The 23,477-nt window shown below is 43.4% G+C and carries 16 protein-coding genes, 3 pseudogenes and 1 riboswitch; of the genes and pseudogenes, 8 read left to right on the forward strand and 11 right to left on the reverse strand.

Features of this window, described 5'->3' with window-relative positions; translation table 11 throughout:
• Nucleotides 1-300 precede the first annotated feature (300 nt).
• Complete coding sequence (locus tag IHV80_RS06900) at nucleotides 301-1,773, reverse strand: carboxypeptidase M32 (protein ID WP_192890554.1); 1,473 nt, start codon at nucleotides 1,771-1,773, stop codon at nucleotides 301-303.
• A gap of 298 nt (nucleotides 1,774-2,071) precedes the next feature.
• Here IHV80_RS06900 and IHV80_RS06905 point away from each other — a divergent pair, with 298 nt between their 5' ends.
• The gene (locus IHV80_RS06905; RefSeq protein WP_192890555.1) at nucleotides 2,072-2,707 is read left to right on the forward strand and encodes a LysE family translocator; all 636 of its coding nucleotides are present in this window, start codon (nucleotides 2,072-2,074) and stop codon (nucleotides 2,705-2,707) included.
• Between the two features lie 112 nt (nucleotides 2,708-2,819).
• Here IHV80_RS06905 and IHV80_RS06910 read toward each other — a convergent pair whose 3' ends face one another.
• The 4 genes and pseudogenes from IHV80_RS06910 to IHV80_RS06925 all read right to left on the reverse strand — a co-directional run bounded on the left by IHV80_RS06910 (nucleotide 2,820) and on the right by IHV80_RS06925 (nucleotide 7,824).
• Nucleotides 2,820-4,295, reverse strand: coding sequence for an aerolysin family beta-barrel pore-forming toxin (locus IHV80_RS06910; RefSeq protein ID WP_192890556.1), 1,476 nt, complete (start codon nucleotides 4,293-4,295; stop codon nucleotides 2,820-2,822).
• 528 nt (nucleotides 4,296-4,823) lie between these two features.
• Nucleotides 4,824-5,284, reverse strand: a pseudogene (locus IHV80_RS06915) (hypothetical protein).
• Nucleotides 5,281-6,085: pseudogene (locus IHV80_RS06920) on the reverse strand (winged helix-turn-helix domain-containing protein). The pseudogenes IHV80_RS06915 and IHV80_RS06920 overlap by 4 nt, the downstream one beginning before the upstream one ends.
• Before the next feature lie 368 nt (nucleotides 6,086-6,453).
• Entirely contained in the window at nucleotides 6,454-7,824 is a 1,371-nt protein-coding gene (locus tag IHV80_RS06925) for an alanine/glycine:cation symporter family protein (protein WP_192890557.1), read from the reverse strand.
• 128 nt (nucleotides 7,825-7,952) lie between these two features.
• Nucleotides 7,953-8,086: riboswitch (glycine riboswitch) on the reverse strand.
• A 301-nt stretch (nucleotides 8,087-8,387) separates the two neighbouring features.
• Between IHV80_RS06925 and IHV80_RS06930 the strand changes: the two genes are divergently transcribed.
• The 3 genes from IHV80_RS06930 (at nucleotide 8,388) to IHV80_RS06940 (ending at nucleotide 10,024) form a co-directional block, all read left to right on the forward strand.
• Nucleotides 8,388-8,546 carry a hypothetical protein gene (locus tag IHV80_RS06930; RefSeq protein ID WP_048659466.1) on the forward strand — a complete coding sequence of 53 codons (159 nt, stop codon included), beginning with the start codon at nucleotides 8,388-8,390 and terminating at the stop codon, nucleotides 8,544-8,546.
• Between the two features lie 176 nt (nucleotides 8,547-8,722).
• Nucleotides 8,723-9,457: a chromosome partitioning protein ParA gene (locus IHV80_RS06935; protein WP_192890558.1), complete on the forward strand. Its 735-nt coding sequence runs from the start codon at nucleotides 8,723-8,725 to the stop codon at nucleotides 9,455-9,457.
• A 402-nt stretch (nucleotides 9,458-9,859) separates the two neighbouring features.
• Nucleotides 9,860-10,024, forward strand: coding sequence for a hypothetical protein (locus tag IHV80_RS06940; protein WP_192890559.1), 165 nt, complete (start codon nucleotides 9,860-9,862; stop codon nucleotides 10,022-10,024).
• A gap of 229 nt (nucleotides 10,025-10,253) precedes the next feature.
• On the opposite strand, the pseudogene IHV80_RS06945 reads toward IHV80_RS06940, so the two are convergent.
• From IHV80_RS06945 to IHV80_RS06970, 6 genes and pseudogenes are all read right to left on the reverse strand, one after another.
• Nucleotides 10,254-11,794 (reverse strand): annotated as a pseudogene (locus tag IHV80_RS06945) (alanine/glycine:cation symporter family protein).
• 680 nt (nucleotides 11,795-12,474) lie between these two features.
• Entirely contained in the window at nucleotides 12,475-13,635 is a 1,161-nt protein-coding gene (locus tag IHV80_RS06950) for an ABC transporter permease (RefSeq protein WP_192890560.1), read from the reverse strand.
• On the reverse strand, nucleotides 13,632-14,903 hold the full coding sequence (locus IHV80_RS06955; protein WP_192890561.1) for an ABC transporter permease: 1,272 nt from the start codon (nucleotides 14,901-14,903) through the stop codon (nucleotides 13,632-13,634). The genes IHV80_RS06950 and IHV80_RS06955 overlap by 4 nt, the downstream gene beginning before the upstream one ends.
• Before the next feature lie 7 nt (nucleotides 14,904-14,910).
• On the reverse strand, nucleotides 14,911-15,885 hold the full coding sequence (locus IHV80_RS06960; RefSeq protein WP_192890562.1) for an HlyD family secretion protein: 975 nt from the start codon (nucleotides 15,883-15,885) through the stop codon (nucleotides 14,911-14,913).
• Nucleotides 15,886-15,888: 3 nt separating this feature from the next.
• A complete protein-coding gene (locus IHV80_RS06965; protein ID WP_192890563.1) occupies nucleotides 15,889-17,328 on the reverse strand; it encodes a TolC family protein in 1,440 nt (479 codons plus the stop codon).
• Between the two features lie 221 nt (nucleotides 17,329-17,549).
• Nucleotides 17,550-17,780 carry a hypothetical protein gene (locus tag IHV80_RS06970; RefSeq protein ID WP_192890564.1) on the reverse strand — a complete coding sequence of 77 codons (231 nt, stop codon included), beginning with the start codon at nucleotides 17,778-17,780 and terminating at the stop codon, nucleotides 17,550-17,552.
• Between the two features lie 589 nt (nucleotides 17,781-18,369).
• Here IHV80_RS06970 and IHV80_RS06975 point away from each other — a divergent pair.
• The 4 genes from IHV80_RS06975 (at nucleotide 18,370) to pgl (ending at nucleotide 23,454) form a co-directional block, all read left to right on the forward strand.
• Complete coding sequence (locus IHV80_RS06975) at nucleotides 18,370-20,019, forward strand: ATP-binding protein (protein WP_451923561.1); 1,650 nt, start codon at nucleotides 18,370-18,372, stop codon at nucleotides 20,017-20,019.
• A 69-nt stretch (nucleotides 20,020-20,088) separates the two neighbouring features.
• Complete coding sequence (locus tag IHV80_RS06980) at nucleotides 20,089-20,784, forward strand: response regulator (RefSeq protein ID WP_017108183.1); 696 nt, start codon at nucleotides 20,089-20,091, stop codon at nucleotides 20,782-20,784.
• Nucleotides 20,785-21,238: 454 nt separating this feature from the next.
• A complete protein-coding gene (gene zwf / locus IHV80_RS06985; protein WP_192890726.1) occupies nucleotides 21,239-22,741 on the forward strand; it encodes a glucose-6-phosphate dehydrogenase in 1,503 nt (500 codons plus the stop codon).
• Complete coding sequence (pgl, locus tag IHV80_RS06990; protein WP_192890565.1) at nucleotides 22,738-23,454, forward strand: 6-phosphogluconolactonase; 717 nt, start codon at nucleotides 22,738-22,740, stop codon at nucleotides 23,452-23,454. The genes zwf and pgl overlap by 4 nt, the downstream gene beginning before the upstream one ends.
• Nucleotides 23,455-23,477 lie beyond the last annotated feature (23 nt).

Genomic DNA, 23,477 nt, shown 5'->3' on the forward strand with positions numbered 1-23,477 from the left:
TGGAACGTTTAAGGCGGCGTAATTAACACAGGTATTAATATCCTCTTGTTGTATTTTAAAAAAGGCAACTATACGCTGATGTGTTTATATATCAATCGCTGGTGATATGGGTGTCGAGTGTATCAGTGCAAACTCACATTTCACTTTTCGACGCTTTGGTTTTTCGTCAGGTGACTAACGAGAGTTCTTACTATTCAGAGTGTGTGCGTATACGGAGTAAGAAAATACGAAGTGAGTAAGTTCGTATCGCCCATATGACGAGAGAAAAAAGAGCAGCGGAAGTGCTGCTCTTTTTGATGATTATAGGTAACGGCTTCTCAAATGATCTTTAAAGTACTGTGCATTGAGTGTTTCACCTGTTGCGCCTTTCACTAAGTCATCAGTGGTCAGCAGGCTGCCTTTGCTCCAAATATTGGACTCTAACCAAGTGAAGATAGGTGATAGGTCGCCACTTTCAATTACAGAGTTCACATCAACTGTTTTCTTCATCGAAGTCATAAACTGAGCCGCGTACATCGCACCTAATGTGTACGATGGGAAGTAACCAAATGCGCCGTCTGTCCAATGGATGTCTTGCATGCAGCCATTAGTGAAATTGCCTTGAGTGCTTAAACCAAGGTAAGACTGCATTTTAGTGTTCCACAATTCTGGAACATCGGTGTGTTTTATGTTGCCGTTGATCAGGTCACGTTCAATTTCGTAACGTAAGATAACGTGTGCAGGGTAGGTCAGCTCATCAGCATCAACGCGGATGAAGTCTTTCTTCACGCGAGTGTAGATCTTCTGGAAGTTCTTTTGCTCAAACTCAGAACCAGAGAACTGTTGTCCTGCTAGGTTGGCTAAATGCCCGATGAACGGGTCGCTGCGGCCAACTTGCATCTCGAAGAACAAAGATTGAGATTCATGGATGCCCATCGAGCGGGCCTCACCGGCTGGTTGGCCTGCTAGATGTTTTGGCAAACCTTGTTCATAACGTGCGTGTCCCGTTTCGTGAACGATGCCCATTAATGATTGAACGAATTCGGCTTCATCGTAGCGAGTCGTGATTCGCACGTCTGAAGGTACGCCACCACAGAAGGGGTGAACACTTTCATCTAATCGGCCGTGTTCAAAATCGAACTGAAGCAGCTTCATGACTTCTAAGCCAAGTGTTTTCTGTTTTTCAGTCGAGTAGATACCTGATGGCGCGTTAAATTGCTCGCTCGATTGCTTTTCGATCACTTCGTCAATCAGGCTTGGTAGCCATGTCTTAACGTCGGCAAACAAAATATCAAGTGAAGCAGAGCTTGTACCCGGTTCATAGATATCAAGCATGGCATCATAAGGTGTTAGGTTCGCCGCATCGGCACGGATTTGCGCTTCTTCACGAGACAGCTCAACCACTTCACGCCAGTTCTTTTCAAAACCAACCCAATCATTGTTACCACGTTGGCTGCGCCATGCATGTTCACATTTTGAGCCTGCTAGAGACTTAGCTTCAACCAGCTTTTCAGGAAGTAGGTTGGCTTGTTGCCATTGACGTTTAATTTCACGTAGGGACGATTGTTGCTCGCTATTTAGCGCTTCGTTTTCAGCGTCTGAAATCCAATCACCAAGTTGTGGCTGAGTCATTAAGCCGTGAATATGAACAGAGAGTTCAGCCATGGCTTCGCTACGTGCTTGGTTACCACCTGCAGGCATCATTGAAGCTTGGTCCCAACCACAAATAGAGGCTAGGTGTTGAAAGCGTGAACATTTTTGAGAGTGTTCGACTAGTTTTTTGAATGCGCTCATTTGACTACTCTTAATTTGGTTTCTTTAAATGATCCTTAAGATCGCGTCAGCTTTAAGGTTCATATCTCATGTACTTTGGTTATGGCTCTGCTTTTTAATGACGTTGTACTTCGTAGTCGAAGATATAGCGATGAAAGCAGGAGGCGGTACGATGCCTTGAATTTACTATTTATTAACAAATTAAACTGTTCCATTGTGCACAAAATCAGTGACTTGTATAGCCGATGGCAATTGTTGCTTGCGAATTGTTCAGATACACGGTATTGATGATAGATCGCTGAACAAGAATGACAATGATATGGATATTTTGAACTTTGAGGCATTTCTAATTGCCATCACTATTTTAACGCTAACGCCGGGTTTAGATACGGCATTGGTGATTCGCAATACGAGCCGATCCGGCTTAGCTGACGGTGTTATGACCAGTTTTGGTATTTGTGGCGGCCTTTATGTGCATGCCTTTTTCTCTGCTGTAGGGATCTCCGCGATTCTTGCTCAATCAGCTGAACTCTTTCAAGCCGTTAAAATGGTGGGGGCGGTTTACCTGATTTGGCTTGGCTTAAGCAGTTTACGCGCTTTGATGAAAAATGGCGGCGGTATGAAGGTTGGGGAGCAAGCTAAACAAGCATACAGCGCTAAGCGTTCTCTACGCGAAGGCTTCCTATCTAATGTACTGAACCCGAAAACAGCGGTTTTCTATTTGGCCTTTCTGCCTCAATTCGTAAACCCTGAAGGTTCACCGTTATTGCAATCCATGCTGATGGCTTCGGTACACTTTATGATCGCAATGGTGTGGCAATGTGGTTTGGCTGGGGCTCTGAGCTCCGCTAAAAACTTGCTTAAGAACGCGAGCTTTATGAAGTGGATGGAAGGTGTGACTGGTATGGTGCTGGTGGGGCTTGGCGTTAAGCTTCTAATGGAAGAGCCTGCGTAGTTTTCCTTTTCTGTTGCAGATGAATAAATGAATAGATGAATAGATGAAAGCCCACGACGTATCGTGGGCTTTTTGTTACTGGTAAACCGAGTGTTAGATGTGAGCCACTGTGTTATTTAACAACGCTAATGTTCATCTCAGCGCCTTCGAAACCTAAGTCACTCAACTCATCCGCATTAAAGTTGGTAGTAACTTCGATATCGCCAATGATCTCAGTGGTTTCGTTGACTGAATCAACACTTCTTTTGTTACGAACACTGTTGGTAATTGGCGTTGCTTGTCCAATCTCAATAGTGCCTGCAAATTGAGATTCAGCGTTAAAATCGCCAGATACGTATGAGTGGAATGGGCGTAAGCTTCCCCCAGTCGCGTACTGCATACTTGATAAACCGGCTTCTTTGATAGCCCAGCCCCAGTCCCACCATTTCGTTTCTCCTGGGATGTATCGGTGATCCCATTGGTAGCGAATATCGGCTGATTCATTGCTGCTACGGCCCATTGTGAAGGTATGAGCTTTGTAAGGGCGGTTGTCTGGGTGGGTGTGCCATGCGTTACCACCCCAACGAAGGAAGCCGTTAAATTCAACATCGTAACTGATGTCGGCGTTGAATCGGTAAGGATAAGAGATGGTTGAACGATATAGCTCAACTCGAATCGGCAGCTCTGAATTCGCTGGAACCATAGGACGAGCTTGAAGTGTTACTTGCTCGCTAGTGGAGTTGCCGTTGGTTTCAGCAAAGCTCTGGTTCGCTTCTAACTTAATCGTTAGCTTAGTCTCGCCAACCAAAGGCCACTTGAATGTATTCTCTGTTTGAACACTTTCGGAGAACCCATAGCTATTCGTTTTCGACCAATTTGTAGACTCATCGACTTTGAGATCGACAACGACTTGTTGCGCGATGTTACTTCTGTTTCTTGCCGTTGCATAAACGGTCTTAACCAGTTCGCGATCGGACTCGACGACATCGCCGTGCCAAAAGTTATTGTCGTTAACGGTGTAGGTGAAGTTGTCGACTGTGATCTTAGTCTTTTCGTTACAGCGATAACCATCACAAGAACCACTGTTGTTGCCTTGTATTACCCAAGAGTTACCTGAGCGGTTAATCGTCATGTCTTCACCAACATACTGACTGTTGTTACCGCCAACCCATGCATAACCTAGGTTATGAGCTAGGTAGCTAAGAGGGCGTACAAAATCATTGCGGTTGTTGACTAAGTCATATTCAACATCTATCTCGCTGCCTTCTGGGACGGCTTTAGCAGAGTAGTTTGGAATTTCAGATTGGTCATTGTTTGGATAACAGAACGTTGACCCGCTGTTTGATTGTTTAATTTCACCATGATAGCCAGGCCCCATGATTACCCAGTTTCCTTTCAGCCCTGTGATCTGCCAAGTGCCCATACGAGCGAGCAAAGCACTCTTTTGTTCTTCAGCCTCATAACGGTCTAAAGGGCGATAACCAGAGCGACATACATCTTCACCAAGTTGGTCAAACACTATTTGGTCTGGATAAACCTTTGCGTTTACACCGGTAGATAGAACAGACAACACTGCGGTTGCCAAGAGACTTCTGTTTATACTAATCATTAACAATTCCCTCGTTTGTAATTTTTCTATTTTGATAATGTTTTGTGCGCCGTGCAGTTAACAAGACCAGTTCACTTTTTCATGTTGATAAATAGATAGATACTGAAAAGGGTTGAATTAAATTTCCTCAATAATTCAATAACTTGTATTACTAGAAGTGTTGTTATGGTGAAATTGTATGCAACTGGAAGTAAATTGTTTGATGGGGCTCAAACCGTTTTTAGAAAAATGAGGCGTTATTATCGCTACTTTAACGTCAAATTATTTTGACGTTGTTTAATTACATGTGAGGTGAATGATTAGGTATGATAGGAGACATATTATTCACATCGCCTACAGCTTTAAGTTGATATGTGAATTAACAATAACGATATAAATTTTACTTAGGTTTTTAAATGCAATCAGTTGTTTTAAACATCCGATTAATCGAATGTTTAAAAGTGAGGGATGCTTATTGATATAGTCATGAAAATAACCATCCGTTTTTATGTGTAATATTCAGGATGGTGTTAATTAAACGTCGATAAATTATCGTTTAGCCAGTAGTTGTGTTCGGCCTGTATTACACGTTCGAATAATGGCAAATAAATCATTCGAACTTAAGACATCAACCTTCAACGTTAATGGATCATTGTTGATGAGTAGGTAAGGTGACAATAAGCTGTCATTCATTGTTTTATTTATTTTTGTACTGAGACTAAATCAATAGTGCCAGATATTGAAAAGAAAAGTGATTGAGAAGGGCCTGCCTCTCCTCTAAACCGCAGAACAATCGGGTCGGGCATGTTGTCATCTTGAACCGACATAAGATGCAGAACCTTGTTGTTACTTATTTTGGTGAGCCCATCAGTACGTAATACATTTCCATCGATTATGAGGTCTACCACGCTATGTTGGTAACGGTGCTCTTCTTGCGGTGGAGAGTTAGGAATACTCCATATGCCAACCAATAGAGCTAACGCGGAAAATAGAGAAACAAATGGCATCATAATTGGCCTCTCTCTAGGAATAACGCTATCTCGGTACTCGCACGATCTAATTGCGTGGGTGTGTAAAAGATATTGACGGACTGACGCGTTTCTTTATTGAGTATTGAAAGCTCAGAGTAGTCAGGCTCTTCGCTAATGTATGCCACGCAATCACATTGATATTTATAGAGAATGGCTTCTAGTTCTGGGCTCATCGCCATTTCAGACTCTTGGAACACTTGAACCTGACCAACCCACTGTTCATTGAGTCGGTTGACTGAGTTGATATCGCCAAGGCTCCTATCGTGCACCTTAGCAAAGCCAATAGCGCCGATGCAAATAGCAAACAACCAGTTGTGAAGTAACACAGTCTATTTCTGCGTGATCTGATTTGCTGGTGAGCAGGCGAAGTTGGTTTAGGTATAGATTCATGGCTACTTGCAATAGAGGCCGCAACACTGCTGTTATCGAGTGGAACTTGATCGCTCACTGGAGTGAGAGGAATAGTGGCTCCGCTTTGTGGTTGCGACTCGATAAAGACGCAATCATCGATAAGGCGGTAACCAACTTTTGGTACCGTCACGATTGGCGTCTCTTTAATGCCGAGCTTAACGAATCCTTGGCGGAGTAAACTGATGCATTTCGCAAGTGATGTATCACCAATGAATTCGCTTCCCATGCGAAACTAATGATATCTTGTTTGTTCACAATCTCTGGTGAGTGTTTAAGTAATAACTCTAAAACGCGAGTCTCACGATATCCTATTTTAATAGAACGTTCGTCGTTATAAATACGGTTTTTAATTGGGTCGAATCTGATCATATAGCCAACATTTATTTTTATTATAATTCTCTCAACAATGTAGATGACTATAAACTGACTATTATATGAATTAAAGTCACATGTTTTATTCTGGTGTTTTTTTGTGTGGTTGAAACAAAATGCTGTTTATGCGTTTATGACTAAAAAACGGTTATTTATACATGTTCTGTTAAATATAAGTAATATCTAATTAAGGTGTTGGTTTTATTAGTGGCCTTTTTGTTAGCATATTAATTCGCACAGTGACCCAATTAATATCCTTTTATATGTAAGGGAATAAGTGCTAGTCATGATTTTTCAGTTTAATGTTTGAATAAATATAAAAAAGCCCGCATTTGAATGCGGGCTGTGTATTCAATCAATTCAGGTTAAGCTTTAACGGCTTCACAATCATTTGAAGAAGTTAAAGGTTTGAAGAATAACTTCGTTTCTTCGATGACGACGCGACGTAGCAAGATAAGGCCGATTAGGTTTGGAATTGCCATTAGGCCGTTCACGATATCAGCCAACAGCCAGATCATGTCGAGCTTTAAGAATGCACCAGAAGCAACCAACGCAATGAAGATGATCTTGTAAGGCAGAACCGCTTTAGTTCCCAGTAAGAAAACAACACAGCGTTCACCGTAGTAGTTCCAGCCTAAAATCGTGGTAAATGCAAAGAAGATTAAGCCAACAGAAACCAGCATAGGGCCAAGAGTGTCCGCATTCAAACCGACAGCGAATGCATGAGTGGTCATCGCAGCACCAGAAAGATCGGTTTGCCAAGCACCCGTTAAGATAAGTGCTAAACCTGTCATCGTACAAATGATGATGGTATCGAAGAAGGTACCCGTCATAGAGACAAGTCCTTGCTTCACACACGAGTCCGTTTTTGCCGCCGCCGCCGCCATCGGAGCGCTACCTAGGCCTGATTCGTTCGAGAACACACCACGAGCAATACCGGATTGGATAGCAAGCATGATGCTCGCACCAAAGAAACCACCTGTTGCTGCTGTGTTGGTAAACGCAGAGGTCACAACAAGGGTAATGGCATTCAATAGTTGGTCTGCATTTGAAACCAAAACGCTTAAACACGCGACGATGTACATGATAGCCATGGTAGGAACGACTTTTCCTGCCACCTTAGCGATAGATTGAATACCACCCAATGTTACAACCGCTACTAATATCGTAAGAACGACAGCAGACATTTCACGGGAAGCACCAAATGAAATTTCAGTTGCGTCTAAGATAGCGTTAACTTGTGGGAAGGTACCAATACCGAAGCAGGCAACCCCCAAAGCGAACACAGCGAACATCACCGCTAACACCCTTGAACCGACACCGTATTGCAAGTAGTACATTGGGCCGCCAACCATTTCGCCATTGCTATCGGTTCTACGGTATTTAACAGCAAGTAGACATTCTGCGTATTTGGTCGCCATACCAAAGACAGCGGCAAGCCACATCCAGAATAGGGCGCCAGGGCCACCAATCTTGATTGCGGTCGCTACACCTACGATATTACCTGTACCAATCGTTGCGGAAAGCGCTGTACACAAAGCGGCGAAGCTTGAAACGTCACCCGTGCCGGATTTGTCTTTGGTGAACACCATTTTTAGCGCAGTTGGAAGGTGTCTAAACTGGAGTAAGCCTAAACGAAAAGTGAAGTAAACACCGGTGCCAACTAATAGGATAAGTAGCGGTGGTCCCCAAACGAATTGGTTGATGGTTTGAAGTGTAGCTTGTAGATGGTTCATGATTTCCCCTTAATAAATTAAAAATTTAAGGAGAAGAGGGAAGGCAGTGCAGATCACAGGGATCGATAGCACTACTTAATACATACGGATTTCTAGATAGAATTCTTTTGTTAATTAAGGCTGTTGCTTTCCACTCCTCTGTCCTTTTGCCTGAGAGTTTCACTTAGCGAATCACTTATAGATAAGTAATGGGCACTAAGCTTGCTCCTTCGGCGGCCGGTTTCTACAACAAAGTAGTACGGCTCTCTCCAGAGGTTCCTCCAACAACAGTCCTCACTTTTCTGGATTTCTCCAGCATAAAGCGCCTGAAAGATTTACTTCTTCGGCGGGTTAATCTAACTAAATGTTAATATTTAGTTAAAAACCGCTCTCCTGCAGTCTTCATCGGAACAATTACCTAAATAATTAGGTAATCTGTAGGCGTATCCTAGAACATATAAAATGTGATGTCAGCTACAAAATATCTGTTTGAACAAATGTTGTTCAACTAAATGATCAAACAACGAGTCTCTGACGTAACTTGCTTATTTAAATGGTATAAAATAGAGAAACAAGGAGGAGTTATGACTCGATTAATAGCGATTGTTTTTTTATTGGCTTTGGCATTTGTACTGTTTCGTTACCGGACAAACGAAAAACTGCAAAAAGGGGTAGTGATTGTTATCGTTAGCAGCTTCCTTTTGTATACTGCCAGCCTGATGATTTCGGAGTTAACTCGTTAGACGTTGTGTTGAAGCAGCCACGTATTGTTCTAAAATCGGTGGTGCTCCAACTAGAGTAAGCGAGTTGACAGAACTTAAGTGAAGTATTCAAGTACTAGACTTAAGTGGTAGGTTTAACTGAGCCTTTAAAATTAGTGACCGCGTAACGTTAAACATATTTTTGGGAGTACCCGCTAGTGAACCAGCAATCTGGACAAAGCGAACAAGATGAAGTGGTTGTTATTGAAGAACGCGATAAGCGCAGTCAGCTTTATATCGGCATTGCTGCGGTTATAGGTTTGGCTCTGGGTGGCTTAATTGGTTCTACAGTGACGGCTTCGAAGTGGGAGTCCACTTATCAGGTACTAGAAACTCGTTATCAAGAATTGCGCGACAGCAAAACCGAATTGATGACGTCAGTTGAAGCTAAGGTGGCAAAAGTCGATACCGAGATCGATGCAAAAGTAGAAGCCGCTTTAGTGAAACAGACTGAAGCGCATCAAAAAGAACTGAAAGATTTAGAAAAGCAGTCTGCCGTTTTAGAAAAAGCGAATTATTCATTAGAGCAACAGCTTAATGAGCAGAAGCAAACACTAGAAGAAACTCAGCAAAACAATCAAAAGCTGAATCGTCAAGCTGACATGCAATCGACCCTTTTTGAACGTTCACGTGAAGTCTTCCGAAAAGAATTGCAGATATCTCAAGAGCTTGAAAAGCTTGAGAAAGAAAGAGATGAGCTTGAACAGAGCCTTAGTGCATTGAAAAAGGCGTGTGACGTTTTCTTAGATGGCACATCATGGGATGCGAAATCTGACGCTTGTGAGAAACAAGATAACGCGAACTCTCGACTGAGCGATATCAGACAAATGATTGAAGTTCACACTATGGATCTCAAGCAGATCAAAACGCTAACCGAAGAGATGGGCTTATAAGCTCAGGAGCTTAGTCCACTCATAAGCAAGCCTGTGTGCTAGCGAATGTGTGACAGCAAGTATTCAAACGCCCACATCATGAAAATAGTGTGGGCGTTTTCGTTGTAAACGTGTGTACTTGTACTGCTCGCTTTGTTGCAGATAGCTATGTCGTATCGTTGCAGGTAGCTCAGTGGTTTCGTCTTAGGTAGCTAAGATCCGTTTGCAACCGATTACCAAGGCTATCCGTGATTAGAACCGTAAAATAGCTGTTGATATGTAGTTAGTTGAATACTTGGTGACTTTGCACGCATATTTATATGCAGGGAAAATAGCATAATGGTGGTGTTCTAGGATGAACACGCGGTCTGTTGTCATGCTGTGATTAGACCATCTCAATGGACAAGGGCAAAGGAGGGAGCCATGCCTGAATACTTGTGTGAGACTTGTACTGTAGCTTATTGCTTTGATGATTGTCATTCGTTGCTAGCAAAAAGAGAAATGACTGAAGTCGAAGAGTCACTTGACCGAAACAAAGTAAGCGAAGACCCTGATCGGCTTGAACAAGACAGTGCAGACGCTAGTTAGTCATTAAAATGGATAGGTATCAAAACGGGTAGGTATCAAAACAGATAGGTACTAAAACGGATAGGCATAGTGCTAGCTTTGATTCAGGCATAAAAAATCCCTACGAGCTAAGCAATAAGCCAGTAGGGATTTTAGTTAAGTTGCATTACTGTTCTCGCTTTCTCAAGCAAAGGATATTACAAAAATTTTTAGAACAGTGTTATTCGACCATAAATTATTAACGAGAAGACTATTTCTCGTAAGTTTTGATTTCGCCTGATTTAACGCGAGCAACAAATGATTGCAGTTCTTTCTTCACGACAGGCATTAGGAAGTACAGGCCAAGAATGTTGAAGATCGACATAGCAAAGATAGCCGCATCAGAGAAGTCGATTACCGCGCCAAATTGAATCGTCGCACCAATAACAACAAACACACAAAACATCACTTTGAAAACCAGTTCCGTTGTTTTGCCTTCACCAAATAGGTAAGTCCAAGCCTTAAGACCGTAGTACGACCAAGAAATCATTGTCGAAAACGCAAACATGATTACCGCGAGAGCGAGTGTGTATTTAAACACTTCTGCAGTTTCAGTAAACGATGCAGCAGTAAGCGTCACACCTGTTAAGCCTGTTCCATCGAATGGACCTACGTTTAAGCCAGCGATAGTGATAACCAATGCGGTCATTGTACAAATGATTACCGTATCAACGAATGGTTCTAATAGTGATACAAGACCTTCCGTGATTGGTTCTTTTGTTTTTACGGCTGAGTGAGCGATTGCTGCTGAACCTACACCGGCTTCGTTTGAGAACGTAGCACGTTTCAGACCTTGGATTAAGGCACCAATAAATCCGCCAACCACACCTTCACCGGTAAATGCACCTGTAAAGATGGCACTAAACGCAGGACCAACTTGATCAAGGTTAGAACCGATAACAATGAGAGCCATACCGATATACAGAGCAGCCATCCAAGGAACAACTTTTTCTGTTACCGATGCAATAGAAGGCATACCGCCAACAATAACGGAAAACACTAAGGTAGCGAGTACAAGCCCTGTGATAACACCGTATTCACTAGGTACATCAAATGCGTAAGTGAGCATGGCATGTGCTTGGTTCGCTTGGAACATGTTACCACCGCCCAATGCACCTAAAATACACATTAACGCAAAACCAATAGCAAGGACTTTACCCAGTCCACCCAACCCTCTTTCACCTAGGCCTTGGCTCAAGTAGTACATTGGACCACCAGAAACGACACCTGAAGGTAAAATGGTTCGGTATTTCACACCTAAGGTACACTCACAGAACTTAGAAGCCATACCCAGAAGGCCACACAAGATCATCCAGAATGTCGCGCCAGGACCACCAATCGCGAGTGCAGCACCTACACCTGCAATATTACCCAGTCCGACAGTTCCTGAAAGCGCTGTTGTTAACGCTTGAAAGTGAGAAACTTCCCCATCTTCTTTGGAGTTAGGGTCGGTATACTTACCTTTGATAATGTCTATCGCCATACCAACACGTTTAAATTGAACAAAGCCAAAATAAACAGTGAAGATAATCGCGGCGAGCAAGAGCCAACCAACAATGATTGGGAAGTTTGCTTCACCAAGCGGAACACTTTTAAATATTAATCCAACGAACCACCCTGTGTAGTCATTGAAAAAACCATCAACACTTTTACTCAAGTTACTGATACTTTGGCTAAATGATCCTTCTTCTGCAAATGCACTGGAACTAAATAATAATATAAACCCAAAAATAATTCACGTATGTTTTTCATGGTTTTCCTGTCTTTTTATTAAATTATGTTTGCTACTGTTGTGTTTGTTTTCTATTTGATTTTTATATTTTAGTGATTTATCTACTTCATTTGACGGCAACACAAACGGCTGTATCTAAGTCGAAAAACGAAATAAAGATAAGTACTGATCTTGCTTTATATGGATATCCTTTTGGTATGTGAACCAATAAGACTATGGCATTCGGCTAGCTAAGTCCTACTGATAATCCTATACACAAAAACAATACCAACAAAGAAATTTTTACAATAAATTTACATTTGTTCGGGTTTTGTCATTGTTTTGGAATAAGCGGGCGAGTTTTGGCTTGAAAATGGCATATGCAGTCGTAGCTATAGCAACTGGTGGATTTCGTTATGTAGGCGTTTTTATCCTTGCTTAAAACGCTTTCCACTAAATTCTGAGAGCGATGGAAGAAGGGGGGCTGAGAGTGGCTGATAATAATGAAACAGGCAGATAATAGTGAGAACGACGGATAATAGGGAGAGTGGAAGATAATAGGAAAGTAGGCGAGTTTGAATATCTGATATGTTCTGGAGGTTTTAGACATTCGATATTGAGGATGTAATCGGATCTAAGGACATTAAAAAAGCCCTTTATCAGAGCTTTTTAATTGTTTTTGAAGAACCACAAATCTGATGGTTCAACATTCTTTGTTTAGCTAGTGGGGACTGACTCGACTGATGCTCTTGCTTGATTTATGAAAGAGCTTGAGTGCCAGCAACGAGCCCCATAGCAGAACTTGTCCCCATAATAGCGTCCATTGAGGTGCTACTTCTTGCCAAGACGCACCCATTTGATTGAGTGCCAAGAAACCTTGGATAGCTGGTGTGCTTGGAAACAGTTGTGATAACAGTACCAACCATTCAGGCATCATTTCAATCGGCCAGATAAAACCTGAAGAGAAGATCAGTGGCATTGAACTGATTAACACAACAACCGTGACTAACTCTCTTCGTGGCACTAGCTCACCAATAAAAATTCCAATCAAACAGCTTGCTAGTAAGAAGGGCAGTAGCAGGGTTAAAATTTGTGTTGTTGAGGCGAGCAGGTTAATCCCATACATCGAAAAGCTTGCGCCGAAGTAGTACATGGACAACAAGTAATAAATGCCCACTAAAGTACAGCAGCGAGCAAGCATCAGTTTCGCGGGAGAGGTTTTGCTCCAATAGCCAAACGTTGATTGAGCGTTTTGTGTTGCGCCAACTAAACCAGAAGCCATGGCTAAGGTTTGTTGTAAGATCAAAACAAATACCGCGGGAACCACGTAATCGATGTATCCCATGCGACTATTGAAGGTTGGCTTTAGGTTTAAGCTAAATGCGCTGTAACCTTTGGCTGCGGATTCTAACGGGACACCTTCGACCAATAAGTGACTGACCTTAACTTGCGCGGCTAACGTGCCTCCAGCCTTAGCAAGCCCTTCAACAATGGTTCCGTACACCAAGAAGTAAGATGCATCACCGGCATAAGAGAGCGTTGGGCTTTTACCAAGAAGTAAGTCTTTATAGAAATCTTCTGGGATGACAATGAACCCGCCAATCTCTTGGTCAAGAACGGCTTGTTTCGCATCTTCAATAGTGGAATCTCGACGTACTAAGTCGATTTGAGACGTGGCATCGACCATTCGTTCTAATTGGTAGCTGCTTTGACTCTTGTCCAAGTTTACAACCGAAGCTTTCAATTGTTCAGGTACTTGATTTGCGTAAGGCAGTGGGTACAAGAATGAATAGAAGACCACACCGCCGAAGACGGTTAGCAATACGACGGGATTACGCAGAACAGCCAATAGTTCTTGTTTCAGCAGTTGAGTAAAGCTCATTGTTTTACTCCTTGTTGTTCTGATTTCTCTTGTTGTGCTTGTGTTGACGGTGCTGCTTGTGCAGATAGAGCTGATTGCGTTAAGTGTTTCTTAATTAACAAGATAACCACGAAGGCAGGGACTGCGTACCACAACATGGAAGTAAGGCTCATTAGCGAGTGTGCCGCGCTCACTCCATAACTGGATTGCGCTGTTTGTACTTCGATGTAGTGGCTCACTGGCAGTAAGCTTCTCCAAACTTGAGCAGCAGTGTTCATGTCAGTTACTGGGAAGGTAATTCCCATGAACGCAAAACTTGGCGCGGTGAAAGCACCCGCGAAACTCATGGCTCTAGCTGGATCAAGCGTTAAGAAGAAAAACAAACAACCCATGATGATACAACTGATGACAGTAAGCAGCAGGGCAATGGTCAGTGCCATAAAGCTGCCATTGAATGGCCAGTCTAATAGGCCATAGAACCAAAAGCTAAAGGCAATACCAAACGCAAAAAACAGTGCCACATAAGGCATTAATGTTGATGCCAGTGATTTGATAGGAGAGTTCGATAGCCATGCTTTCAAACCGCGAGCGCGTACGTTTGCAGTCAATACTAAGATCGTGCCGACCACTATCATGATCTGCCATAACGCAGGAATTACGGCTGATACCAAGAACTGCGCATAACTGGTGTTCTTATTAAACAATGGCGTGATCTGGCTCTGCACCGTGACCGCTTGCCCCAATGCCGATTGTACTGTCGTATCACCGTGTGAAAGCTGTTTAACCACTTCGAGTTGTGCGTTAAATGTGCCTTGAGCCTGCAGCAGAGCCGAGTTCACCAGTTTACCGATTAAGATAAATTGGCTGTTGTAGAACACGGAAACTTGCGGGTTTAATCCTAGGTAGATATCTCGGTCAAAGTGTCGAGGGATGACAACATAGCCATAGATATCGCGTTCAATCATCGCCTTAGCAGCTTCACTCGCCGAGCTGTACTTTTGAGTCACTTGTAGCGTCGGTGAGGCATCAACTAAGCGCGTGAACTGTTGCGAAATTTGGCTATGTTCAAGATCAACCACCGCAACGGGTAAGTCACGGGCGATGCCTTGCGAGAAAATCAGCCAAATACTGGCAGCAAGAAGCAAGGGTATCCAAGTTAGGCACGACAACAACCACTTGTCTTTGCGGACAATCGCCCACTGCCTAAGCAAGGTATTCTTCGTTCTATGATGCTCAGTTGATTGTGAGCCTTTAGATTGCGCTCCAGTAGATTGAGAGTTAGCAGACATATGTCACCTAAAGCTCAACCACAAGGCTCATACCCATTCGCAGCGTCTCGCTGGTATCGACAGGGCGAGCTTCTACTTCAAAGGTGCGTAGGTCAAAGCCTTGCGCAGCATCAGTTGAACGCCAAGTCGCAAAATCACCCATGACGGCAATATGAGTTACTTTAAAGGTCAGTGATTTGTCTAGAGCAGGAAGGTATGCCTCAAACTGGCTACCTTTCTCGAAATGCTTAAGCATATCTTCACGTACATTGAGGACTGCCCAAGCATCGTTGGTGTCGATAACAGTCACAACAGGGAAGCCTTGGGGTGCTAGTTCACCGCTGCTTAATAGTACTTGAGATACTTCACCATTAAACCAGCTGTGGATTTGTGTGTCTTTTGCGTAAGCTTCAACTTCTGCCACGGCACCTGCAGCCATTAATGCTTTTTGAGCCGCTGCGACTTTGGTTTCGTCACGAGCGCCTTCTTGTGCTAATTGATACATTTGGAACGCAGCGCTTTCCGTGTACTTCGACGCTTGCCACTGAGTTTTGGCTTCATCACGCTTCTGCTCGGCAACCACGCCATCGTTGTAAAGGTTGTTTACACGTTGATAGGTTTTGTCCATGAGATCGGCCGCCGCTTTTGCTTTCAACCATTGATCTTTAGCGGCTTGGATCTGTTGAGTGCGGGCACCATTCTCCGCTTGTTGTGCTAATGCACCAGCGGCTTTTTGACCCGCTTTTGCTTGTTCTAGCTTCGCGTCAATCTCAGGGCTCAGAAGAGAAAAGATCAATTCGCCTTTTTCAACCGAATCACCTTTACGCACGAATATTTCATCAATTCTGCCAGGCACTTTCGATGAGATACTGTATTGCTGCGCATCGATTTGACCTTGAAGCTTAACAGGCTGAGGTTGATAAGCTTGGTAAAAACTGTATCCGACCCAGCCAATAACGCCGATACCAACTAAAGATAGAAGAAGGGGCTTAATAGGTTTCATGAATTATCCTTTTGACTGGCTATCGGTGTCTGTTTTTGAATCGAAACCAGACGGAACAGAAGAAGTTAAGTAACTCGAGTAAGCGTTCATTTCGCTGGTTAGCGCCAAGAGCTTGTTGAGAGAGATTAGGTATTTGAATCGCGCAGCAGATTGCTGAGTTTTGATGCTCGCAAGATAAAGCTCGGCATCAACCACTTCTAACGAGTTAGAAAGCCCTTGAGTGAACGCCTTTTTACGAAGCGATAGATTCTCTTGAGCTAAAGAAAGGCTTGAGTTGAGACCTTGAACCTCTTCAATCGCTTGGTTTGCTTCAAGGTAAGTCTTCTGTACCAACACGGTTAAGTCTTGCTTGGCTTGTGATTTAAGGAATTGAACCTGTGATACGGCGCTGTGAGCTGCTGCGACTTTGTCTGATCGACCAGAGGTATCAAGTAGTGGAACATTCACACCAATACCAACTAACCAATCAGGTTTCATTTCGCTGGCTAGAGAGTCATCTTCGTAAAGGCTGTAATCACCGTAAAGGTACACTTCAGGGTAGTACTTACCTTTTTCAGCCTTGATTAAGCTGCTTGCTTGTTTCTCTTTTGCATCAAGGATCTTCAAGCCAGGGTAGGTCATCAGGGTTTGATCAATAAACACATCCATATGAGGCAGGTTGTTATTGATAAACAGCTGTTCAGAAGGCTCAACACTTTGGCTTTGACTGAGTATTTGAGTTAATGCTAACTGAGCAATTTTTAGATCGTTCTGAGCTTTAGTGCGCTCAACCACTGCTTTATCTAAAGAGGCATCCGCCTGCAGGCGTTCTACTCGTGCGATTTGCCCTTGCTGCTCCAGCTTGATAGCGAAATCACGGTGTTGAGTTAACCCTGCTTCAACGGCTTGACGTGTTTTAACGACATCTTCCGCTAAGATCACCGAGAAGTAGTATTTACTCAAGTCTTCGTAGCGAGCTTGTTTTTCCATCAACAGTTGGCTTTGCGCTTCTTCACTTTTACCTTCAGCGGCAGTTTGTGCTGCTGTGATTCGGCCGCCAGTAAAGATAGGCCAAATCGCACGGATGGAAGAGCTAAAGATGTCTTGCTCGGTGATCGTTGAAGTCACACCGCCAAGTATTGGCTGTAGAATACCTCCTATTGCACCCAAGTTAGGTACACCACTTAAGCTATTTGAAAACTGTTCGCCATTAATCGTCACGTCACTATCAAGGTGAGTGTAGTTGGCACCTAAGGTAATAGAAGGAAGGTTAAGGCTACCTGTTGCGTTTTGAAGGTGCTGGTAACGCTCAACATTGGCCTGTTGAGCAGCAAGAGAGTTGTTGTTCTCTTGTAATATTTGCCACGCTTCAGGAAAGGTCAGCGGAGCAGCATAGCTTGGCGAGCTGATTGTACCGATCAGAATACTGGCAATCGCAAGGCATCGGAATTTTGGTTTGGTCATCTGAATTAATTACCAAATTAGAGTGTTAACTCTAATGTTAGCAGGAGGATCATCGTTTGTCTTGAATGGATTGTCTCACATGAACAGAAACTCTCATAACTCGTTAATTAAATGTAATAAATTTTAGTCATGTGGATATTAAAGATTAAGGTACGAAAAGAGCACGACAAAGCGTGCTCTTTAAGTTCAGTATAGAAGTATTTATTACAAAATGAAGGGCGCTATTTATTGAAGCTTGGGCAATGGTGATCGGCACGCCACACCAGTTGTCTTGAACCTTGCATTGTTTGTAATAAATCTCTACCTGACATTTGCGGGAAAGCCAACAACACTTTTAGATCGAGCGGGGATGTCTCGTTCTTCTCATAGGCTCTAACATGAGTAAAAGTAGATTGTAAGTTTCTGAACAACATAGCCTTAGTAAGGCAGATTCCAAAATTATCGCGTTTCATTGCCTGGTTTCCTTTTCAACAATGTTTGTACGTTATGTTTTTTATCCTGTTTAAATTCGACAGTGCCACTCTTGGTATCAGTGGTTCGTATTCGGCGTTATTCCCTATTAACACTTGAGCATCTTCACCTGACGTTAGATGAGAATGGGGAGGAGAGCTTGCCCATCCACACAACGTTTAAGTCTGGTGATTCATAACTGCTCATACTGACAAGTGCATTATTGGAGTGATTGTTGCTGACCTGTTAACCGATTTGGTTCGGTTACAAAGCTGTCTTGAAAATGCGACTCATCACTCACCATCGACGAACTTCTTCATATGCAACCATTATAATTGTATTTATTTTAAACAACCTAAAAAACACCTAAAAGCTTAGTGATCTAGCTCAATATTTATTCGTTTATCTGTCTTATTAAGCTAATCCGTTCTAAAAATGAGCGATTGGTTAGGCTGCATAACGTAAAGCAATATCAATTAATAACATGCTCAATTATTTAGTTGAGTAACAGTCACAAATTTGTATAAGCAAAAAGGCCATAAGATTAACTTGGTGTTAACATTGTCCGCTAAGCACTAGGGACGGTCTTATATGAAATGGAGTAATATCAGTTTCCGAAAAAGGTTACTGATTATCATGACGGTAACTGGCCTCGTTGAACTTCTGATTCTTTCAGCAGCAGGTTTCTATTACATCAAACAATCTCAAGAACAAGAGATGGGTTTGAAGGCTTTGGGCGTTGCAGAGTTTCTTTCTGAATCACCACGCGTTATCCAACTTATTCAAAAGAACAATGCTATATCCGATGGCAAACCTTACGTTCTTACTACTCAGATTCAAGATAAATACCGAGGTCTTACGAAGCTCATTGGAGCGGCCTTTATTGTGGTTGGTGATGAAAAGGGCATTCGACTGATACACCCTTACGACGACAGGCTCGGAAAGCCTATGCGTGGTGGTGACAATCAGAAGGCTTTGGTGTTAGGCGAGTCTTATGTGTCGACGGCCAAAGGATCGCTCGGCTTCTCCGTCCGTGGTAAATCTGCCGTAAAAGACCAAAACGGCAATGTGATTGGCGTAGTCTCGGTGGGTTATCTACTGGATTCTCTTCAAGACAGAATTGAACCTTATTTAGCCTTTTTGATTGTGATGGCGTTGCTGGTGGTTGCCGTCAATGCGGTGATTTCAAGCTATGTATCTCGTCGTTTTCAACGCGCTATTTTGGGCTTTGAGCCAGAAGAAATTGGCCGCTTATACGTAGAACTTGATGTGACCATGAGTACTGTGAAAGAGGGTATTTTAAGTATCGATAAGAACGGTATTTTGCGCTCAATAAACAAAAGCGCCTGCGATATTTTGTCTATTGATAGGGATAAAGCACTCAATCAGCAACGTCTATCAGATGTGTTGGTGGGCAGTGATTTAGAACAGCTGTTATCGACTGGCGATACCGATCATGATGTTGAATTGTACCTGAATAATAAACGAATCATTGCCAACCGCAGCCCAATTATAGTGGCGGGCGAAGTGGTCGGCGCGGTGTCCAGCTTCCGATTACGAGATGAGATAAACGATTTAACCGATCAGCTTTCTCAAACTAAAGAGTATGCAGACTTACTTCGTTCACAAACACATGAACATCAAAACAAGCTCAATACGATCAGTGGCTTGATTCAAATGGGTGAGCTGGACTCCGTTCAACAATTGATTGGTCAAGAAACCGCTCACTATCAGAGCTTAATTGAGTTCTTAAGAGAGACAGTGAAAGATCCACTGATTGCCGGCATGCTTTTAGGCAAAACAGAGCGAGCACGAGAGATTGGTTTAGAGCTTAAGGTCGAAGAAGGATCAAGGCTTGAGGCATTACCAGCTTGGTTAAACGCTGAGGATGTCGTGACGATTCTTGGTAACCTCATCGATAACGCCTTTGATGCCACGATGATGGCGATCAAACAAGAAGGGAAGATTGCACCAGCTCGCCGTGTGATCGATGTGTCGATCAGTGATTTTGGCAATGAAATCATCGTAGAAGTAGAAGACAAAGGGTGTGGTCTGCCAAAACACTTGGCAACCAACGCACTCACCGAAAAAGGCGTATCGAGCAAAGCGAAGCAGAACCGAGGTGTCGGTTTGTATCTTATTAAGCAGCTTGCTGACCGATATCAAGGACAGCTTGAAATGGTCGACAACCACGATTTTGGTACGCGAATGACGGTTTATCTGCCAAAAGAAGAACAATAATAATTAAGCGCGAAGTGATCGAGTAAAGATCATCGTGATGGAAAAAGCATGGTTAAAGGAAGAACATAAATGAACGCAATCACGAGAGTCATGGTCATTGAAGATGATATTGCGATTGCAGAGCTTCACCATCGTTATTTAGAACAGATGGGAGGCTTTGATGTGGTCGGGATTGCGACCACACAGTCTGAAGCGTTAATGCAGTTAGATATCTTAAAGCCTGATTTGGTTTTATTGGATGTGTATCTGCCTGACGGATGCGGACTTGATATTTTGAACCACGTACGCGGCAGCAATCAGGGCTGTGATGTGATTCTTATTACCGCAGCTCGAGACGTCGACACCCTTCAACAAGCAATGCGTGGTGGAGTCGTCGACTATCTACTCAAACCTGTGATGTTTCCTCGCTTGGAAGCAGCACTGAAAAAGTATCAGTCGCAGCAGCAAGAGTTTGAAAGTGTGTCGGATCTTAACCAAGGTTTGGTCGACAAGATGTTGCAAGCGAATGCTAAGGCCGACTCTCGAAAGGTCTCTACGTTACCGAAAGGGATAGATGGCGTAACGCTTGATAAAATTAGAGCCATTTTTCAACAAGCCGACATCGCTGACATTACCGCGGATGAGGCGGGTGAACGTATTGGGGCGAGCCGAACCACAGCTCGACGCTATCTAGAGTTTTTGATTACTACTGGCGAGTTAGTGGCAGACTTAAACTATGGCACCGTAGGGCGACCGGAACGTTGCTACAACAAGCCTAGAAAGTAGTCGAACTCAACAAACGTGACTTCCACAAGACAGATAACAACAAACACAATCCCGTAATTTTTCAACTGTAAAACAAGTTGAATAAGAACGGTTTACTTTTTAAGACCAATCTACCACTCACTCCACAGACCAGATGGCATTCTTTCTTTACTACAATGTTTGAGAATGCCGATTTGCTGCTATTTCTACCTTTGTGAACTTCGTTATCGATTAGAATTTGTTCGAAATGAGTCAATATTTAATCGATTGCTTTCACAGTGGTTGATGTAAATCAAATACTCATAGACAATACTGTCCCGAATAGAGGTGATAGCATTCACCCTCGTTTACCAAACGCATTCTCAAGTGTAATAGGCTCTCGCTATTGATGTAATAGCCAAGACCTATTATCTATTTTCGTATGTCGCTGATACCTTTGGCGAATACTAAAAACCTTGTTTTTATAGGAAAGATGATGGTAATACCTGAAAACAGCAGCATCGTTATTTTTGGTGCGTCGGGAGATCTAACTTACCGCAAGTTAATTCCTGCTTTGTACCACCTGTATGCTAGCAATCAACTTCCAGAATCCTTTGCGATTCTTGGAGTGAGCCGTACTGAGTACAGCGACGAGTCTTACCGTGAGAAGCTGAAGAAGTCTCTTCAGGAAATGGAAAAAACTGAGCCAGAGACGCTGAATGCATTTATTGAACATCTGCATTACCAAGCGATCAACACTTCAGATGTAGACGATTACGCTCGTCTAGCCCAACGTCTGGATAAGCTTGAGCAAGACTACCAATTCGAAAACCATAACACACTGTTCTACTTGGCAACCCCGCCAAGCCTTTATGGTGTGATCCCAGCAAACCTTGCTGCACATGGCCTTAACGATGAAAAGAACGGCTGGCGTCGTCTTATCATTGAGAAGCCATTTGGTTACGATCTAGCATCAGCGCAAGCGCTGGATGAAGAGATCCATCATCACTTCCAAGAACACCAGATCTACCGTATCGACCATTACCTTGGTAAAGAAACGGTACAAAACCTTCTAGTGCTTCGTTTCTCAAACGCGATGTTTGAACCACTGTGGAACCGTAACTTCATTGAATACGTTGAAATCACAGGTGCTGAGTTCCTTGGCGTAGAAGAGCGTGGCGGATACTACGACGGTTCTGGCGCAGTTCGTGACATGTTCCAAAACCACTTGCTACAAGTATTAGCAATGGTTGGTATGGAGCCGCCTGCTCAAATCAATGCGGATTCAATTCGTGACGAAGTGGTTAAAGTACTTCAGTGTCTTAAACCACTGGGAGAAGACGATCTGCGTAAAGATTTGGTTCTAGGTCAATACACGGCATCAGACGTTCGTGGTCAGCACTTGCCTGGTTACCGTGAAGAGCCGGGTGTAGCAGATGACTCTCGTACTGAAACGTACATTGGTCTTAAAGCACACATTAACAACTGGCGTTGGAATGGGGTTCCTTTCTACGTACGTACGGGTAAACGCTTACCAACGCGCGTAACGGAAATCGTGATTCACTTTAAGAACACGCCTCACCCAGTATTTGGTCAAGATGCACCAGAGAACAAACTGATTATCCGTATCCAACCGGATGAAGGTATTCAGATGAGCTTTGGTTTGAAAGAGCCAGGTGCAGGTTTCAAAGCAAAAGAAGTGAAAATGAACTTCTCTTACTCTGACTTACCTGAAACTCAAATGCTAACGGCTTATGAGCGTCTTCTTCTTGATGCACTGAACGGTGATGCGACTCTGTTTGCACGTACAGATGCAGTAGAAGCATGTTGGAAGTACGTTCAACCAATCTTAGATCTCAAACAAGACCCTCAAGCACTGTTTGGCTATGCTTGTGGCACTTGGGGCCCGCAAGAAGCCGATGAGCTTCTGCAACGTGATGGCCGCGCATGGCGTTTCCCATGTAAAAACCTAACAGACACGGATTACTGCGAACTATGATCAATCACAAGATCTTTGCAACGCCTGAACTGGTCGTTGAAAACCTAGCAAATGAAATGAAAGTATACAGCGAGCAGGGCAAACCTGTTCACATTTCATTATCGGGTGGCAGCACGCCAAAAATGCTTTTCAAGCTTTTAGCGGGGGCGCCATACGCAGAAGGCATTCAATGGAATAACCTTCATTTCTGGTGGGGCGACGAACGTTGCGTGGCACCTGATGACGCTGAAAGCAATTTCGGTGAAGCGAATACGTTACTTTTCTCAAACGTAAACCTTCCTGCAGAGAACATCCACCGCATCCGTGGTGAAGATGAGCCTAAAGCAGAAGCAGAGCGTTTCGCAAAAGAGATGGCAGACGTGATTCCAACTGAAAACGGCACGCCTGTATTCGATTGGATTCTGCTAGGTGTTGGTGCAGACGGCCACACCGCTTCACTATTCCCGGGTGTAACTGACTATCAAGATGAGAACCTATCTGTATTAGCTTCTCACCCTGAGTCGGGTCAAATCCGTGTTTCTAAAACGGCGAGAGTTTTAGAAGCAGCAAAACGAATCAGCTACCTAGTACTGGGTGCAGGTAAAGTTGAGATCGTTAAAGAAATTCATACAACTCCTGCTTCAGAACTGCCTTACCCGGCAGCGAAAATCCAGTCTAAAACTGGCGAAACAGAGTGGTTCCTAGATTCAAATGCAGCAAGTGCTATCGCATAAGTGCGAATAGCCGCAAGGAGATA

The organism is Vibrio bathopelagicus (genome assembly GCF_014879975.1).
In the GTDB taxonomy this organism is placed as follows: Bacteria; Pseudomonadota; Gammaproteobacteria; order Enterobacterales; family Vibrionaceae; genus Vibrio; species Vibrio bathopelagicus.